Origin of the sequence: Leifsonia williamsii, assembly GCF_030433685.1 — a bacterium.
GTDB lineage: Bacteria > Actinomycetota > Actinomycetes > Actinomycetales > Microbacteriaceae > Leifsonia > Leifsonia williamsii.
In genome coordinates this window covers 3220873-3237005 of record NZ_JAROCF010000001.1, presented here as the reverse complement: position 1 = coordinate 3237005, position 16133 = coordinate 3220873, and the positions used below count along the sequence as shown (strand labels likewise).

Annotated in this window: 19 protein-coding genes; 13 read left to right on the top strand and 6 right to left on the bottom strand. The window is 70.3% G+C overall.

Annotated features, from left to right (window positions below; all coding sequences use genetic code 11):
- Positions 1-2: 2 nt before the first annotated feature.
- From P5G50_RS15310 to ilvA, 4 genes are all read left to right on the top strand, one after another.
- On the top strand, positions 3-1073 hold the full coding sequence (locus tag P5G50_RS15310; protein WP_301212378.1) for an ABC transporter ATP-binding protein: 1071 nt from the start codon (positions 3-5) through the stop codon (positions 1071-1073).
- 53 nt (positions 1074-1126) lie between these two features.
- Positions 1127-1735, top strand: coding sequence for a hypothetical protein (locus tag P5G50_RS15305; RefSeq protein WP_301212379.1), 609 nt, complete (start codon positions 1127-1129; stop codon positions 1733-1735).
- Positions 1736-1824: 89 nt separating this feature from the next.
- The gene (locus P5G50_RS15300; RefSeq protein ID WP_301212380.1) at positions 1825-3132 is read left to right on the top strand and encodes an AI-2E family transporter; all 1308 of its coding nucleotides are present in this window, start codon (positions 1825-1827) and stop codon (positions 3130-3132) included.
- 70 nt (positions 3133-3202) lie between these two features.
- Positions 3203-4462: a threonine ammonia-lyase gene (ilvA, locus tag P5G50_RS15295; RefSeq protein ID WP_301212381.1), complete on the top strand. Its 1260-nt coding sequence runs from the start codon at positions 3203-3205 to the stop codon at positions 4460-4462.
- 81 nt (positions 4463-4543) lie between these two features.
- Here the strand turns inward: ilvA and greA are convergent, their stop codons facing one another.
- Both greA and P5G50_RS15285 read right to left on the bottom strand, forming a co-directional pair.
- Complete coding sequence (gene greA / locus P5G50_RS15290) at positions 4544-5032, bottom strand: transcription elongation factor GreA (protein ID WP_301212382.1); 489 nt, start codon at positions 5030-5032, stop codon at positions 4544-4546.
- 129 nt (positions 5033-5161) lie between these two features.
- Positions 5162-5557, bottom strand: coding sequence for a DUF4307 domain-containing protein (locus P5G50_RS15285; protein WP_301212383.1), 396 nt, complete (start codon positions 5555-5557; stop codon positions 5162-5164).
- Positions 5558-5690: 133 nt separating this feature from the next.
- On the opposite strand from P5G50_RS15285, the gene mca reads away from it, so the two are divergent.
- Positions 5691-6581, top strand: a complete 891-nt coding sequence (mca, locus tag P5G50_RS15280) for a mycothiol conjugate amidase Mca (protein ID WP_301212516.1) — start codon at positions 5691-5693, stop codon at positions 6579-6581.
- Positions 6578-6841 (top strand): hypothetical protein, encoded by a 264-nt coding sequence (locus P5G50_RS15275; RefSeq protein WP_301212384.1) that lies wholly within the window; start codon positions 6578-6580, stop codon positions 6839-6841. The genes mca and P5G50_RS15275 overlap by 4 nt, the downstream gene beginning before the upstream one ends.
- A gap of 87 nt (positions 6842-6928) precedes the next feature.
- Here P5G50_RS15275 and P5G50_RS15270 read toward each other — a convergent pair whose 3' ends face one another.
- Positions 6929-7135, bottom strand: a complete 207-nt coding sequence (locus P5G50_RS15270; RefSeq protein WP_301230625.1) for a hypothetical protein — start codon at positions 7133-7135, stop codon at positions 6929-6931.
- Positions 7136-7395: 260 nt separating this feature from the next.
- On the opposite strand from P5G50_RS15270, the gene lepB reads away from it, so the two are divergent.
- Positions 7396-8109, top strand: coding sequence for a signal peptidase I (lepB, locus tag P5G50_RS15265; RefSeq protein WP_435870905.1), 714 nt, complete (start codon positions 7396-7398; stop codon positions 8107-8109).
- 36 nt (positions 8110-8145) lie between these two features.
- On the opposite strand, the gene trhA is transcribed toward lepB, so the two are convergent.
- Positions 8146-8973 (bottom strand): PAQR family membrane homeostasis protein TrhA, encoded by an 828-nt coding sequence (gene trhA / locus P5G50_RS15260; RefSeq protein ID WP_301212387.1) that lies wholly within the window; start codon positions 8971-8973, stop codon positions 8146-8148.
- Between the two features lie 72 nt (positions 8974-9045).
- Between trhA and P5G50_RS15255 the strand changes: the two genes are divergently transcribed.
- The 6 genes from P5G50_RS15255 (at position 9046) to P5G50_RS15230 (ending at position 14042) form a co-directional block, all read left to right on the top strand.
- On the top strand, positions 9046-9840 hold the full coding sequence (locus P5G50_RS15255; protein WP_301212388.1) for an isoprenyl transferase: 795 nt from the start codon (positions 9046-9048) through the stop codon (positions 9838-9840).
- Between the two features lie 2 nt (positions 9841-9842).
- Positions 9843-10964, top strand: coding sequence for an aminotransferase class V-fold PLP-dependent enzyme (locus P5G50_RS15250; protein ID WP_301212389.1), 1122 nt, complete (start codon positions 9843-9845; stop codon positions 10962-10964).
- A 241-nt stretch (positions 10965-11205) separates the two neighbouring features.
- Positions 11206-12555: an RNA 5'-3' helicase PhoH2 gene (gene phoH2 / locus P5G50_RS15245; protein WP_435870927.1), complete on the top strand. Its 1350-nt coding sequence runs from the start codon at positions 11206-11208 to the stop codon at positions 12553-12555.
- A 147-nt stretch (positions 12556-12702) separates the two neighbouring features.
- Positions 12703-13341, top strand: a complete 639-nt coding sequence (locus P5G50_RS15240; RefSeq protein WP_301212391.1) for a prepilin peptidase — start codon at positions 12703-12705, stop codon at positions 13339-13341.
- Positions 13342-13395: 54 nt separating this feature from the next.
- Complete coding sequence (locus P5G50_RS15235) at positions 13396-13638, top strand: hypothetical protein (RefSeq protein WP_301212392.1); 243 nt, start codon at positions 13396-13398, stop codon at positions 13636-13638.
- On the top strand, positions 13635-14042 hold the full coding sequence (locus P5G50_RS15230; protein WP_301212393.1) for a type II toxin-antitoxin system death-on-curing family toxin: 408 nt from the start codon (positions 13635-13637) through the stop codon (positions 14040-14042). Before P5G50_RS15235 ends, P5G50_RS15230 begins: the two co-directional genes overlap by 4 nt.
- Here the strand turns inward: P5G50_RS15230 and P5G50_RS15225 are convergent.
- On the bottom strand, positions 14011-14577 hold the full coding sequence (locus P5G50_RS15225; RefSeq protein ID WP_301212394.1) for a P-loop NTPase family protein: 567 nt from the start codon (positions 14575-14577) through the stop codon (positions 14011-14013). The genes P5G50_RS15230 and P5G50_RS15225 overlap by 32 nt on opposite strands.
- Positions 14578-14707: 130 nt before the next feature.
- Complete coding sequence (locus P5G50_RS15220; RefSeq protein WP_301212395.1) at positions 14708-16114, bottom strand: class II fumarate hydratase; 1407 nt, start codon at positions 16112-16114, stop codon at positions 14708-14710.
- Between the last annotated feature and the right edge of the window lie 19 nt (positions 16115-16133).

Sequence of the window (16133 nt, the reverse complement as noted above, 5' to 3'; positions counted from 1 at the left end):
AAGTGTCTGTTACCGCCCCCTCCCTCCCCGCGGAGCTCGCTGCGCGCCGCGGCAGCACCGTCGAGCTGCGCGGACTCGTCCGCGACTTCGGCGGCGGCGTCGGCCTGACCGGACTCGACCTCGCCGCCGGCCCCGGCGAGTTCATCGCCCTGCTCGGCCCGAGCGGCTGCGGCAAGACCACCGCGCTGCGCGCCCTCGCCGGGCTGGAGCGCGTCGACGGCGGCAGCATCCTCGTCGACGGCCGCGACGTGACCGGTGAGCCGGCGAGCCGCCGCGACCTCGGGATGGTCTTCCAGTCGTACTCGCTGTTCCCGCACCTCGACTCGGCGCAGAACGTGGAGTTCGGCCTCCGCATGCGCAAGGTCCCCGCCGCGGAGCGCCGCCGCCGCGCCGCCGAGGCACTGGAGCTCGTCGGACTCGGCGGTCACGGCGCCCGCTACGCCCATCAGCTCTCCGGCGGCCAGCAGCAGCGCGTCGCGCTCGCCCGCGCACTGGTCACAGAGCCGCGCGTCCTCCTCCTCGACGAGCCGCTCTCGGCGCTCGACGCCAAGGTCCGGGTGCAGCTGCGCGACGAGATCCGCCGCATCCAGACCGAGCTCGGCATCACGACCTTCTTCGTGACCCACGACCAGGAGGAGGCGCTCGCCGTCGCCGACCGGGTCGCCGTCATGCGGGCGGGCGCGATCGAACAGATCGGGTCGCCGGAGGAGCTGTACCACCGGCCCGCGACCGCCTTCGTGGCGGAGTTCGTCGGCCTCACGAACCGCGTGCCGGGCATGGTCGCGGGAGGCGTTCTCAGCCTCCTCGGCGCACCGGTGCCGCTCGCAGCGCCGTCGGCCGACGGCCCGGTCACCGCGTACGTGCGCCCGGAGGACGTGCTGCTCGCGGCCGAGGGCGTGCCGGCGACCGTGCTGACGACGAGCTTCCTCGGCGCCGTGCGCCGCACCCGGGTGCGGCTGGAGGACGGCACCGAGCTCGCCGTGCAGCACGGCACGCGCGAGCACCCGGCGCCGGGGGAGCGCGTCGGCGTCGCGCTCGCGCCCACGCCGGTGACGGTCGCACCGGCCGTCTGAGCCGAAGGCGCGCGGTCTGGTGCGACGCGAGCACGCAGCAGTACCCTGCGCGCATGTCGGACCAGGCCTCCACCACCTACACGCCCAGCGCTGACGCCGAGATCACCGACGCCATCCAGTTCGAGACGTTCGACCGGACGCTCTCGCCCCACGAATTCGCCACCCGCCTGCGCATCGACGAGGTCGTGCACTTCCCGTGGTGGCTCATCCCCATCGACACCATCAGCCCCACGCACACGGTCGGCAAGGGGAGGACCAACCTCACCGTCATCGCTTCGGACATCCTGCAGACCGACACGACCGGCACGCCGTACGCCTCCTTCGCGTTCCGGCAGGTGCCGTCCGGCGGCCCGGGCGTCTCCGTGCACTTCGAGCCGGCCGCCTACGGGATCACGACCACCCAGAGCTACCTCGTGGAGTTCCTCATTGCGACCCAAGGGCCGGTCACGCTCTCGGTGAACGGGTACGCCGGGGCGGGAACGGTCACCGGCAACGGGACGAAGACCGTGAACGGCAACGTCGCGGTCGTGGTCGGCCTGCAGAACGTGCCGGCCGCGCACACGACCTACGCCTCCATCCAGCAGACGTCGGCGGGAGGCACCTGGCAGTGGTTCCGGACCTCCGTCGAGCGGCCGCCGCTGGTGTTCGAGCCCTCGCCCTGAACCGGCCGACTGTACGCCCGCTGTGAAGGCGCGGCCAGCCGCCGGGAGTCGACCGGATGGCCGGCGCCGGGGAGCCTACACTGACGGTCATGGCCGACAGCGAGACCTCCGTCCCGACCCCCGCAGCGAACGAGCAGGCGCCGGTCGCCGGCTCGCCGGCGGGCGCGGCCGCCGTTCCTGGCGCCAACCGCGCGCCGGCGCGGGCGTGGTTCCTGCGTCGCCGGGGCGACACGACGACCGACACCGGAGCCCCCGCGCACACCGAGCCGGTCGACGCGTCGCTGCCGCGCGGCGTGCGGCTCGGCGCCGCCTGGTCGTGGCGGCTGCTCGTGATCGGCGCGGCCATCGCCGTCCTGCTGTTCCTGATCGTGCAGCTCCGGCTCATCGTCATCCCGGTGCTGATCGCGGTGCTGCTCGCCGCCCTGCTGGTGCCGTTCAAGGACTTCCTGCTGCGGCACCACTGGCCGAAGTGGCTCGGCGTGGTGGTGCCCCTGCTGTCGATGATCGTGGTCGTCGGCGGGCTGTTCTATCTCGCCATCTGGTCGGTGACGCGGCAGAGCGGCGACCTCCAGACCCAGGCGGTCCAGGCCTACGACGGCTTCCGGGCCTGGCTCACCACCGGCCCGCTCGGGTTGAGCGAGGCGCAGATCAGTCAGGCGCTGTCCTCCATCGGACGCTCGCTCCAGGAGGACAGCCAGGTCTTCCTCTCCGGTGCGCTCTCGGTCAGCTCCACGCTGGGCCACGTGCTCACCGGCGCCCTGCTGACGCTGTTCAGCGTGCTGTTCATCCTGATCGACGGCAAGGGCATCTGGGGCTGGGTCGTGCGGGTGTTCCCGAAGCGCGCGCGGCCGGCCGTCGACGGCGCCGGCCAGGCCGGGTGGAAGACGCTGAAGAACTTCGTGAAGGTGCAGATCCTCGTCGCGTTCATCGACGCGGTCGGCATCGGCATCGTGGCGTTCTTCCTCGGCCTGCCGCTGGTCATCCCGATCTCGGTGCTGGTCTTCCTCGGGTCGTTCATCCCCGTCGTCGGCGCGGTCGTGACCGGTGCTCTCGCGGTGGTCATCGCCCTCATCTTCAAGGGCTGGGTGTTCGCGCTGATCATGCTGGCCGGCGTGCTGCTGGTGCAGCAGCTGGAGGGCCATGTCCTCCAGCCGCTCATCATGGGCACGGCGGTCAAGGTGCACCCGCTCGCCGTCGTCCTCTCGGTCGCCGCCGGCTCCCTGCTCGCGGGCATCCCCGGCGCCCTGTTCGCCGTGCCGTTCGTGGCGGTGCTCAACGTGATGGTCCACTACATCTCCAGCGGGGTCTGGCGGAACAAGGGGAGCGGCGACAACGCTCCGCCGTTCCGGCCCATCTGGCAGACGGTGCCGCAGGCCGTGCGGCGCACGCCGTCCTGACCGGAGGGGCGGGATGGCCGCCGCGAAGCGCATACACCCGCCGGAATACGGCGGCCGGTAGGCTGAGCGCGTGGCAACCGTGACCGATCCCACGCGTACTCCGTTCGCCGGGCCGAGCCTCGACGAGATCGAGGCGGCGCGCGCGATCGTGGGCAGGGTCGCGCGGCAAACGCCCCTGGAGAGCTCGCGGTTCCTCGCCGAGGTGCTCGGGGCTCCCGTCCTCCTCAAGTGCGAGAACCTGCAGCGCACCGGCTCGTATAAGATCCGCGGCGCCTACCACCGGCTGTCCAAGCTGACCGCGGAGGAGCGCGAGCGCGGCGTCGTCGCGGCCTCGGCCGGCAACCATGCGCAGGGCGTGGCCTTCGCCGCCCGCGAGCTGGGCATCCACGCCACCATCTTCATGCCGGTCGGCGTCGCCATCCCCAAGTTCCAGGCCACGCGGGCGTACGGCGCCGACGTGGTGCTGAGCGGCAGCATCGTCGACGAGACGCTCCGCGCCGCCGCCGAGTTCGCCGAGCAGACGGGCGCCGTGCTCATCCCGCCGTTCGACCACCCCGACGTCGTCGCCGGTCAGGGCACGCTCGGCCTCGAGCTGCTCGACGAGGCGCCCGACGTCGCCACGATCGTCGTGCCGATCGGCGGCGGTGGGCTGATCTCCGGCGTGGCCTCCGCCGTCAAGCAGCGGGCGCACCGGGAGGGGCGCAGCATCCGCGTGATCGGGGTCCAGGCGGCGAATGCGGCCGCCTACCCCGCATCACTGGCCGCCGGGGAGCCCACCGACATCGCGCCCGTACCGACCATCGCCGACGGCATCGCGGTGAGCCGGCCGGGCGCGCTGAACTTCGCGATCATCCGGGACGCGGTCGACGAGGTCGTCACCGTCACCGAGGACGATATCGCCCGCGCCATGCTCGTGCTGATGGAGCGCGCCAAGCTCGTCGTCGAGCCGGCGGGCGCCGCGGCGGTCGCGGCCATCCTCGCCGGTCACGTGCCGGCGGACGGCACGACGATCGCCATCCTCTCCGGCGGCAACATCGACCCGCTGCTCATGCAGCGCGTCATCGGGAACGGCCTCGCCGCCTCCGACCGCTACCTCAAGCTGACCATCATGCTGCCCGACCGTCCGGGCCAGCTGGCCCGCATCGCCGAGCTCCTCGCCGGGGTCAACGCGAACGTCGTGGAGGTGCTGCACACGCGGCACGGACGCGGCCTCCAGCTCAGCCAGGTCGAGCTCGACGTCAGCGTGGAGACGCGCGGCACCGAGCATCGGCAGCAGGTGATCGCGGCGCTCCGCACCGCGGGCTACGACCCGGTCGTCGACGACGAATGACAAACCGCCGAGTACGCAGACTGTCTGCGTACCCGGCGGCTTCGAGTCGAATTCGCGCGTACTCGCCTGTTGCCGGGGCTGTTACCGGCCGGCGTAGGTGTCGACCTTGGTGACCTCGACGGCGATCTGGCGGCCGTTCGGAGCGGTGTACTCGGTCTTGTCGCCGACCTTCAGACCCATGATGGCGAGTCCGAGCGGGCTCTGCTCGCTGTAGACGGGGAGGTCGGTGCCGGCCGCGATCTCGCGGTTGCCGATCAGGAAGACGCTCTCGTCGCCCGCGATGGTCGCGGTGATGACGGTGCCGGGCTCGACGACGCCGTGGCTCTCCGGAGCCTCGCCGACGGTCGCGCTGCGCAGCAGGTTGGTGAGCTGGACGATGCGGGCCTCGATCTTGCCCTGCTCCTCCTTGGCCGCGTGGTAGCCGCCGTTCTCCTTGAGGTCGCCCTCCTCACGGGCCGCCTCGATGCGCTTCGCGATCTCGTTCCGGCCGTTGACGCTGAGCTCCTCCAGTTCGGCCGCCAGGCGGTCGTACGCATCCTGGGTCAGAAACGTGACCTGAGACTCGGACATGATGAACTCCTTCGCTCCCACGGCCACGGCCGCGTGGGCAGATCGTCCGGGGGAGGAACCCCCTGGGTGTGATCGACTCTGGGTAAAGTCGACGCCCCGACCTCGTGGCCGGGGCGTATCCAGAGAATGCTAGGTCAGCCAGCAGGTGTTAATCAAACCCGTGTTGCTCTGCTGCACGGTGCGGATCGTCTCGGTGTACTTCGTCACGCGCGTATCCGAGCCCGGGTACTCGATGACGCGCCAGCCGACGATCGCGAAGTCTTCATTGAGCGCCTGGAGCGCGCAGGTCACGGGCTGGCCGACCGGGGCGTTGATGGTGAACGAGATGTCGACGTGGTGGGCGTCGCGGATGGTGAAGGCGGTGTCCGTCGCCTCGAGGTTCGCCTGGCTGTTGGCCCCCCCGACCCAGATGACCCACGCGCCGACGACCACGAGAACGGCGAGGAGGCCCCCGCCGAGCAGCCAGCGGTCGCGCCGGCGCCGCTCCGGGGTGCGGCCGTAGCGGCGCTCGATGCTCTGCGTCACCGCCATAGTGGCACCGCCATGCTGCTCGCATCCGCCTCTCGGTCGACGTTCAGGGCCGCCGCGGGCGCGACGGTAGGCTGGGACAAGACTAGGAGACGAAGCTGTGAATCCCGCACGCCCGCCCCGCCGGCTCATGGCGGTCCACGCCCATCCCGACGACGAGTCCAGCAAGGGAGCCGGCACCTACGCCGCGTACGCCGCCCGCGGCGATGAGGTGATGATCGTGAGCTGCACCGGCGGCGAGCGCGGCGACATCTTGAACGAGGCGCTCGACGCCCGCTCGCGCGCGATGGCCGCCCGCGACATGGCGGGTCTCCGCCGCCGCGAGATGGCCGCGGCTCGGACGGTGCTCGGAGTCCAGCACCGCTGGCTCGGCTACGTCGACTCGGGGATGGCGCGCGAGGACGGCACGCACCCCTTCGGCTCTTTCGCCGCGCTGCCGGTCGAGACCGAGCTGGCGCCGCTCGTCCGCCTCGTGCGCGCGTTCCGTCCGCACGTGATGATCACGTACGACGAGAACGGCGGCTATCCGCACCCCGACCACATCCGCGCCCATGTGATCGGCGTGGAGGCGTACCGCGCCGCCGCCGACCCCTCCCGCTTCCCCGAGCTGGGCGCGCCGTGGACGGTGTCGAAGCTCTACTACGACCGCATCTTCAACGCCGAGCGCATCCGCGCGGTCCACGACGCGCTGCTCGCGGCCGACCCGGCGTCTCCGTTGCTGGAGCGCATGCGCGAGATGCGGTCGTGGATGGACGACCAGCCGTCGCCCGTCACGACCCGTGTGCCGGTCGGCGACTTCCTGGAGCGCCGCGACGCGGCCCTGCGCGCGCACGCCAGCCAGGTGGCGCCCGACAACAGCTTCTTCTTCTGGCCCAACGACGTGCTGCGCACCGCGTGGCCGACGGAGGAGTTCCAGCTCATCGACTCGAAAGTGGAGAGTGCAATGCCCGAGACCGACCTCTTCGCGGGGATCGAGACCGACGCCGACGCCGCGGCGTCGACCGCGGGAGACGCCGCGTGATCGCCGACAGCCTCCTCCGCGCCTCCATCTGGCTGGCTGCGACACCCACCCCGACGCCATCGGGCGCCCCGGACGACGACCTGGTCACGCCGGGCGTCGCCGGCTTCGTGGTCACGTTCCTGGTCGCGCTCGCGGCCGTGCTGCTCGCGCTCGACATGGTGCGCCGCATCCGCCGCGTGCGCTACCGCGCCGAGATCAACGAGAAGCTCGACGCCGAGCAGGCGGCCGAGGACGACGACCGCCCCGACACCGACCGCTGAGCGCTGTCGGCAGCTATAGGCGCTACACCGCGGCCGAACGGAGGGGTGCGGCGGTGCGCCCGCACCATGGCACCCCCTTGGTAATGCTCAGCCGGCGATGCTGATGTTTCCGGAAGTTCCGGCACCCTTGTAGAAGGTGAAGGTGACGTTGCCCCGGTAGCTGCCGATGTTGCACGACTTGCCGGCGCTGTATCCCATCGAGCCGCTGCACAATGCGGCCCCGTAGACGTCTTTGTTGATGGTGTACGAGGCGGCTCGCGCACCCTGCCCAGCGAAACCCGTGTTGAACGCCACGAGGCTCTGAGTGGCAGGAAGTGTGACGCGACAGACTTCTTGCGACGAGGAGCAGGAGGCACCACGCGAAGTTGTCGCGTTGGCGGGCAACCCCATACCAACCGCGGACAGTACAGAAGCAGCCACAGCAGCAGTTGTCACAACGAACCTATTCATTACTTTCCTTCCGACATCCTCGGTCGTCTTGATATATTTCATCTAACCGAGATAGCGGTAACGTATCAGACCGCCGCGTCTACCCCAAGATGGAAAGGTTTTGGATGACTCGCGTAGGAGGATCGGCCGCACAAAGTCGCACCCGGGGCTGGAAGAGAGTGCTGCGAGACGTGGCCGTGATCGTCGTCGTCGCCGTCCTTTGTTCGTTCTTGATCAAGACGTTCGTGGCCAGGTCCTTCTACATTCCATCCGCGTCGATGGAGAAGACTTTGATGATCAACGACCGAGTGATCGTCAATGAGCTGCAGCCGAGCCTCTTGCCCCTGACCCGGGGAGACGTTGTGGTGTTCAAAGATCCCGGCGGCTGGTTGTTGGGCAGCGCCGCATCCACTCAGTCCCTCACTCCGCTCGAGGCGGCCCTGTCGTTCGTGGGCATCCCGTCGGCGAAGGAAGACGATCACCTCATCAAGCGGATCATCGGACTTCCAGGGGACAAGGTGGCTTGCTGCAACGCTCTCGGGCAGATGACCGTCAATGGCCAAGCGATCAACGAGTCCCCGTACCTGTTCTCGCCACACGAGCCGGCATCCGCTATTCCGTTCGACGAGACGGTCCCAGCGAGGTCTTACTGGGTGATGGGCGACAACCGCAACGATTCCGCCGATTCGCGCTACCACATGGGTGGACGCGGTGGCGGCTTCGTTCCACAATCAGCGATCGTGGGCCGCGCGCTCGTGATCACCTGGCCGGTCGGTCGCTGGACCTGGCTAGACGACTACCCGGCGGTATTCGCGGCAGTTCCGCAATCCAAGCAATAGGGACCGCTGGAAAGGACAACGTGTCAGGGCTAGCCGCTAGCCGTTGTAGGCGGGGTGGAGCGCGATCAGGAGGGTCGCGGTCCAGTGGCAGAGGAACGCCAGCACCGTCAGGGTGTGGAAGATCTCGTGGAACCCGAACACGCCGGGGAACGGATTCGGCCGCTTGAGGCCGTAGATGACGGCGCCGATCGTGTAGAGGATGCCGCCGACCAGCACGAGGACCATCATCGCGACGTTGGCGTTCACCAGGTCGACGACGTACATCATCGCGGCCCAGCCGAGCGCCACGTAGATCGGCACGTACAGCCACCGCGGCGCCGAGATCCAGAACACCCGGAAGCCGATGCCGAGCAGGGCGCCCGCCCACACCAGCGACAGCAGCAGGATGCCCTTGTCCGGCGGCAGGGCCAGTACCGCGAGCGGCGTGTACGTGCCGGCGATGAGCAGGAAGATGTTGGCGTGGTCGATGCGCTTGAGCACGACCTTCGTCTTCGGCTTCCAGTTGAAGCGGTGGTAGAGCGCCGAGTTGCCGAACAGCAGCATCGACGTGAGCATGAACACGGCGGACGCCCACTTGGCCGCCGCGCCCTCCGCCAGGCAGATCAGCACGATGCCGGCGGCGATGGTCACCGGGAACGTGCCGGCGTGGATCCAGCCACGCCACTTCGGCTTGAGCTCGGCGGTGCTCGCCGGGGACGCGTCGAGCAGCGGGATGTTGGGGAGGTCGGGGCCTTCGCGGTCGGCGACCGCCTCGTCCGCCTTGACGGCGGCATCAGCGGGGGAGAGCTCCGCGGCGGGTCGGTCGAGCTGGTCGGCGACGTCCGCGGCGGCACTCTCGGCGGCGGGGCGGTGACGGGGCGACATGGCCCAAGAATACGGGAGGCGCGTGGTCGGATCCTGTGAGTCGATCCCGCCCCGGAGCGCTAACGTAGCAGCGTGACCAGACGCAGCTCCGCCCCCGGCAGCGGACTGCTGTACGGGCTGTACCAGAAACGTCTGCGCCGCGAACTCTCGGGGCTCGGCCCGGAGGCCATGCCGCGGCACGTCGCCATGATCATCGACGGCAACCGCCGCTGGGCGCGCCAGGCCGGGCTGACGACGGTCGCACACGGCCACCGGGCGGGCGCGCAGAAGATGCGCGAGTTCCTCGAGTGGTGCGACGACCTCGGGATCGAGGTCGTGACGCTGTACCTGCTGTCGTCCGACAACCTCACCAACCGTGAGAGCACCGAGCTCTCCGACCTCATCGAGATCATCGCCGAGCTCGCCGACGACCTCTCCCGCTACCGCGACTGGCGGGTCAAGCACGTGGGCTCGACCGCCGGCCTCCCGGAGCCGCTGGTGTCGGCGCTGAGCGCGGCGGAGGAGCGCACCTCCGGCAACACCGGCCTCCACATCAACCTCGCGGTGGGCTACGGCGGACGCAAGGAGATCACGGACGCCATGCGCAGCATCGTCGCCGCGCACCACGCCGACGGCGGCAGCCTCGAGACGCTCGCCGACCTCCTCACCCCCGACCTCATCGGCGAGCACCTCTACACCGGAGGGCAGCCCGACCCCGACCTCGTCATCCGCACGTCGGGGGAGCAGCGGCTCAGCGACTTCATGCTCTGGCAGAGCGCCCACAGCGAGTTCTACTTCGTGGAGGCGCTCGGACCGGACCTGCGCGAGGTCGACTTCCTGCGTGCGGTGCGCGACTACTCCCGCCGCCACCGGCGGTTCGGGGGATAGGCGTGACGACGATCGAGGAGTTCGCGAGCGGCTTCGGCGAGGACCCCGGCTACCTGGACTACGGCAGGGTCGGCCCCCTCTCCGCGGCCGTGCGCGCCGAGGCGACGGCTCAGCACGAGATCCTCGGCCGGGCCCGCTTCGGCGCCGCCGACCGGTTCCGGGTGGAGGACGACCGCGTCCGCGACGCCGTCTCGGCGCTCACAGGCTTCGCGTCCGACAGCATCGTGTTCCAGCCCAACGCGACCAGCGGGCTCATGCACGCCGCCTTCGGGCTGACGGGCGGAGAGGTGCTGCTCTCGCAGGCGGAGTTCCCGAGCGTCACTTACGCGGCCGTGCGGGCGGCTCAGGCGATGCACGTGGTCACACCGCGGTGGCTGCAGACGGATCACGCGCGCGTGACGCCCGCCGTCATCCGCGACCAGCTCACCCCCTCCACCACGGCCGTCATGGTCAGCCTGGTCGACTCGCGCACCGGCTACCTCGCGGACATCGACGGCATCCGCCAGGTGATCGGCGACCGGCTGCTCATCGTGGACGCGATCCAGGGCTTCGGCGTCGTCGACGCGCCCTACGAGGTCGCCGACGTGGTGGCTTCGGGCGGACAGAAGTGGACGCGTGCGGGCTGGGGGACCGGCTTCCTCGCGCTGAGCGAGCGCGCCCTCGAGCACCTCACGCCGGTCTTCAGCGGCTGGGTGGGCACGGCGGCCGGCGGCCAGACCTGGGACGAGGTCATCGAGCCGGCACGGAGCGCCAAGGCCTTCACGGTCTCCAACCCCGACGGCATCGCCCAGGCCCGGTTCGCCGCAGCACTGGAGGAGATCGCGGCCGTCGGCGTCGCCGCGGTGAGCGACGCGGTCGCCGAGAAGGTGGAGCGGGTGCTGGAGCTCGCCGACGACTTCGCCCTGCCGGTCTCGTCGTCGCGGTCCCCGTCCGAACGGGCCGGCATGGTGGTGCTCGAGCCGCTCCCGGAGCAGCTGGCCGCGCTCAGCGCCTCCCTCTACAACCACGGGGTGACGGCGACCGTCCGCTCGACGAGCGTGCGCATCAGCGCGCACGCCGGAACCACCGAGGAGACGCTGGACATGCTGCGGGCGGCGTTCACGTCGTTCGCGTCGGCGGTGTGAGGCGCCACTCCCACAACGGTGCCATTCCCACAACGGTGCCATTCCCAGAACTGGGGGCGGATGTTCACCTGATGGAAACACGACACGCGGCCTGCGCATCCTTCCGTGTCGGCGGTGCGGCGTAGTTTCAGGGCATCGGGCATGGCGCCCGATCGAGACGGCCACATAAGTTCGCCTCGGGACGGAAGCGGCCGGCTCGCCAACTGAAACCGCCGGCTCCTGCGGGAGCGGTGGGGTGGGAGTGGTCGTGGCTGAATCAGCAACCCGGCAGTTCGAGTCGGCACCCGACGGGACCAGGCAGAGCGAGCGGACGTATGTGCTCGACACGTCGGTCCTGCTGTCCGACCCGAAGGCGATCTTCCGATTCGCCGAACACGCCGTCGTCATCCCGGTCGTGGTCGTGAGCGAACTGGAGGGCAAGCGCAACGACCCCGAGATCGGGTACTTCGCCCGGCAGGCGCTGCGCAACCTGGACGACCTGCGCGTCCAGCACGAACGGCTCGACTTCCCGATCCCCGTCGGTGACGGCGGGTCGCTGCGTGTGGAGCTCAACCACTCCAACATGTCGGTCCTCCCGAGCGGCATGCAGCTCAACGACAACGACTCCCGCATCCTCGCGGTCGCGCTGAACCTCTCCAACGACGGGCTCGACGTCACCGTCGTCTCCAAAGACCTGCCCCTGCGCGTGAAGGCGGCCTCCATCGGCCTCTCCGCCGAGGAGTACCGGCACGAGCAGGCGGTGGAGTCCGGGTGGACCGGGCTCGCCGAGATCGACCTCGGCAGCGACAAGATGGCCGAGCTGTACGAGGAGGAGCGGATGACGACCTCCCTCGTCGCCGACCTCCCCGTCAACACCGGGCTCGTCATCCACTCGGATCGCGGCTCGGCGCTCGGCCGGGTGCTGGGGCGCGGCGAGGTGAAGCTGGTGCGCGGCGACCGCGACGTGTTCGGCCTGCACGGCCGCTCGGCGGAGCAGCGGCTCGCGATCGACCTCCTGCTCGACCCCGAGATCGGCATCCTCTCGCTCGGCGGGCGAGCCGGAACCGGCAAGTCGGCGCTCGCCCTCTGCGCCGGCCTGGAGGCGGTGCTGGAGCGGCAGCAGCACAAGAAGATCATGGTCTTCCGCCCGCTGTACGCGGTCGGCGGCCAGGAGCTCGGCTACCTGCCCGGCGACCAGGGCGAGAAGATGAACCCGTGGGGCCAGGCGGTGTTCGACACGCTCGGCGCGCTGGTGTCGCAGAATGTGCTCGACGAGGTGCAGGACCGCGGCATCCTCGAGGTGCTGCCACTGACCCACATCCGCGGCCGATCGCTGCACGACGCGTTCGTGATCGTCGACGAGGCGCAGTCGCTGGAGCGCAACGTGCTGCTGACGGTGCTCAGCCGCATCGGTCAGAACTCCCGGGTGGTGCTCACCCACGATGTCGCGCAGCGCGACAACCTGCGGGTCGGCCGCCACGACGGCGTCGCATCGGTGATCGAGACGCTGAAGGGGCACCCGCTGTTCGCGCACGTGACCCTGACGCGGTCGGAGCGGTCGGCGATCGCTGCGCTCGTGACGGAGATGCTGGAGGGGAACGAGTTGGCGTAGGGGTTGCTCGCCTGTTGCGCGGGTTCGTGTTGTCGCGGGTCTTTGTGGGCGCGGGGCTCTGTAGTCGCGGGCCTGTGAGTCGGGCGGTATTCCGGTACATCGTGTGAGTTCCGCCGGAGGCCGGTTCCCGCTTCCTAGCGTGGAGGCATGGGGAAGAACTCGCCGGAAGGGCGGCTCACAGCCGCATCAGTGACCGACCTGGTCGTGGGCGCCGCCCTCGTCATCCTGCTGGTGGTGGCGAGGGGCGGCGTCTCACCCGGTCTCGTCGGGGCGGCGTATGCGGCGGCGGTCGCTGCGCGGCTGGTGCGGACGGACGTGCGCGAGCACCGCCTCCCGAATGCGCTCGTGCTGCCGGGGTTCGCATTCGCGGCCGTGGGGTTGGTGTGGGATGCACTGGCCCGCGGGTCGCCGGAGGCTCTTGGCGCGGCGGTGGTGCTGGGGGTCGCCGTCGGAGGTGCGTTGCTCGTGCTCGCGTCGGGTGGCGGGCTGGGGATGGGGGATGTGAAGCTCGCCACGCTGCTCGTGGTGGCGTTGGTGGGGGTATGCGCCGGAGGGGGTGACGGTGGTGCTGGGGGATCAGCGCTGTCGTGGGCGGCGCTGTCGTGGGCGGCGCTGGCTGCATCGGCGGGCACCGCCGTGGTCGCGTTCGTGGGAGCGGCCTTCCTCGCGGGCGGACTGGCGGGAGTCGCGGCGCTCGTCGGGGCGGGGGCGTGGTCTCGCCATGACGAGGTCGCCTTCGGGCCGGTCCTGCTCGCCTCCTTCCTGTCCGTGGCGGTGCTCTCATGACCGAACGGGTGTATATATGGAAGTCCTACCGCATATATACCAAGGGGGACGATGATGACGGACGCACGATCGACCGGGGTGCAGCCCGCGGGCCGGACCAAGAAGCTGATCGCCTTCCGCGCCGACCAGGTGAGCGCGGTAGACCGCATCGCGACGGAGGCGGGGACCTCTTTCACCTCGGTGGTGCTGGAGGCGGTCGACGCGCACATCGCGGCCCACGACAGCGCGACGCAGCAGATCCTCAGGCGCATCGTGCAGCAGAACGCGGGCCTGCTGGAGCGGCTGCGGGACGCGTGACGTACCGCTACCTCACGCAGGAGGAGGCGCACGGCGTCATCCGTGCGGTGCTCGGCTCCGAGCCGGTCGCGGTCATCCGGGATCCTGTGCTTCTCGACTCTGCGCTGGGGCGGCCTGCCGCCACGGTGTTCGGGAAGGACGCCTATCCGGACGTGTACAACAAGGCGGCCGCGCTGCTCCACTCGGTGCTGCGGAACCACCCGCTGCTCGACGGGAACAAGCGGACAGGGTGGGTGCTGTGCGTGCTGTTCTTCGACCTCAACGGCTATGGGGAGCGCTACGACGAACAGGCGATGTTCGACCTGATCGTCGCGGTGGCGGCCGGCGAGCGGGAGGAGGTCGGCGACATCGCCCGGGAGCTGGCGCGGTGGTTCAGCCCGCGGCCGCCCGCAGCGGGCCGGTGAGCCACGCCTCGGTCTCGGCCGGGCTGCGCAGGCGGACGATGGTCAGATCGGGGCGGGTGCGCTGCAGCTCCGGGACGAGCGTGTGGTACTTGCGGCGTGTGGCGATCGCCCAGCGCACGATGTGATCGCGGCGGGTGAACGCGGTCCAGAGGGGAGGTTCGACGTTGCCGTTCCAGAGCACCTCGCGGGAGCGGTTGCGGTGGAGGGTGCGGCGGATCACGCGGGGGAGGGTGACGCGGAGGAAGGGGTAGTCCAGCCAGACCAGAAGGTCCGCCCGCTCGGCGAGGATGTCGCGGGCAGCGGTGTACTGCCACTCCGTCGTCCAGCTGTCGGTCGCCGCCAGGGTGCGGACGTCGTCGGCGAACGACGGACGCGGCTCCCAGCCGGGGCCGTGGAACAGGCTGTCGATCTCCGTGTGCGGGTCGCCGGTGACGGCGGCGATGCGTGCGGCGAGGGTCGTCTTGCCGCTGCCCGAGACGCCGGCCACGATGACGCGGCGGGGGCGGTGCCGCAGAGGATCCCCGGCGGTCAGCATCCCACGAGTCTAGGGCGGCGCCTGCCAGAAGCGACGCCGCGGCTGCGCCGGACGCGGCGAGGCGCCCCTCCCGCGATTCGGAAGGGGCGCCTCGTTGGGACGGGGGGGAAGCGCGGAACGCGCCTCCCACTCAGCCCGGGTGGGTCATGCTGAGGACGTCGAGGGCCTTGTCGAGCTGCTCCTCGGTGACCTCGCCGCGCTCCACGAAGCCGAGGTCGATGACGGCCTCGCGGACCGTCATGCCCTGGGCGACCGAGTGCTTGGCGACCTTCGCTGCGGCCTCGTAACCGATCACGCGGTTGAGCGGCGTCACGATCGACGGGCTCGACTCGGCGAACGCGCGGGCGCGGTCGAGGTTGGCCTCGAGGCCCGTCACCGTCTTGTCGGCGAGCACGCGCGACGCCTGTGTGAGCAGACGGATCGACTCCAGCAGCGCGGTGCCCATGACCGGGATGGCGACGTTCAGCTCGAACAGGCCGGAGGCTCCGCTCCAGGCGACGGTCGCGTCGTTGCCGATCACGCGGCTCGCGACCATGAGCACGGCCTCCGGAATGACCGGGTTGACCTTGCCGGGCATGATCGACGAACCCGGCTGCAGGTCGGGGATGTGCAGCTCGCCGAGGCCGGTGTTCGGGCCGGAGCCCATCCAGCGCAGGTCGTTGCAGATCTTGGTCAGGCTGACGGCGATGGTGCGGAGGGCGCCGGAGGCCTCCACCAGCGCGTCGCGGTTCGCCTGGGCCTCGAAGTGGTTGCGCGCCTCGGTGATGGGCAGCTCGGTCTCCTGCGTGAGCAGCTCGATCACCAGCTGCGGGAAGCCGATCGGCGTGTTGATGCCGGTGCCGACGGCGGTGCCGCCGAGCGGGACCTCCGCGACGCGGTGCAGCGAGCCCTGCACGCGCTCGATGCCGTAGCGGATCTGCGCCGCGTAGCCGCCGAACTCCTGGCCGAGCGTGACCGGGGTCGCGTCCATGAGGTGCGTGCGGCCGCTCTTGACGGCGGTCGCCCACAGCTCCGCCTTCTCCTCCAGCGCGACCGCGAGGTGGTCGAGCGCGGGGATGAGGTCGTCGATGAGCGCTCCGGTCACGGCGATGTGCACGGAGGTCGGGAACACGTCGTTCGACGACTGCGACGCGTTGACGTGGTCGTTCGGGTGCACGGGCTTGCCGAGGCGGCGGGAGGCGAGCGTCGCCAGCACCTCGTTCATGTTCATGTTGGAGGAGGTGCCCGAGCCGGTCTGGTAGACGTCGATCGGGAACTCGGCGTTGTGCGCGCCGGCGACGACCTCGTCGGCGGCCGCGGCGATCGCCTCGGCGATGTCGGCGTCGAGCACGCCGAGACGCGCGTTCGCGAGCGCGGCCGACTTCTTGATGCGGGCGAGCGCGGCGATCTGGGTCGGCTCCAGCACCGAGCCCGAGATCGGGAAGTTCTCGACGGCCCGCTGCGTCTGCGCGCTGTAGAGCGCGGCGGCGGGGACCCGCACCTCGCCCATCGTGTCGTGCTCGATGCGGTACTCGGCGTCCGCCTGGGTGTCCACCACGGTGTGTTTCCTTTCTGGG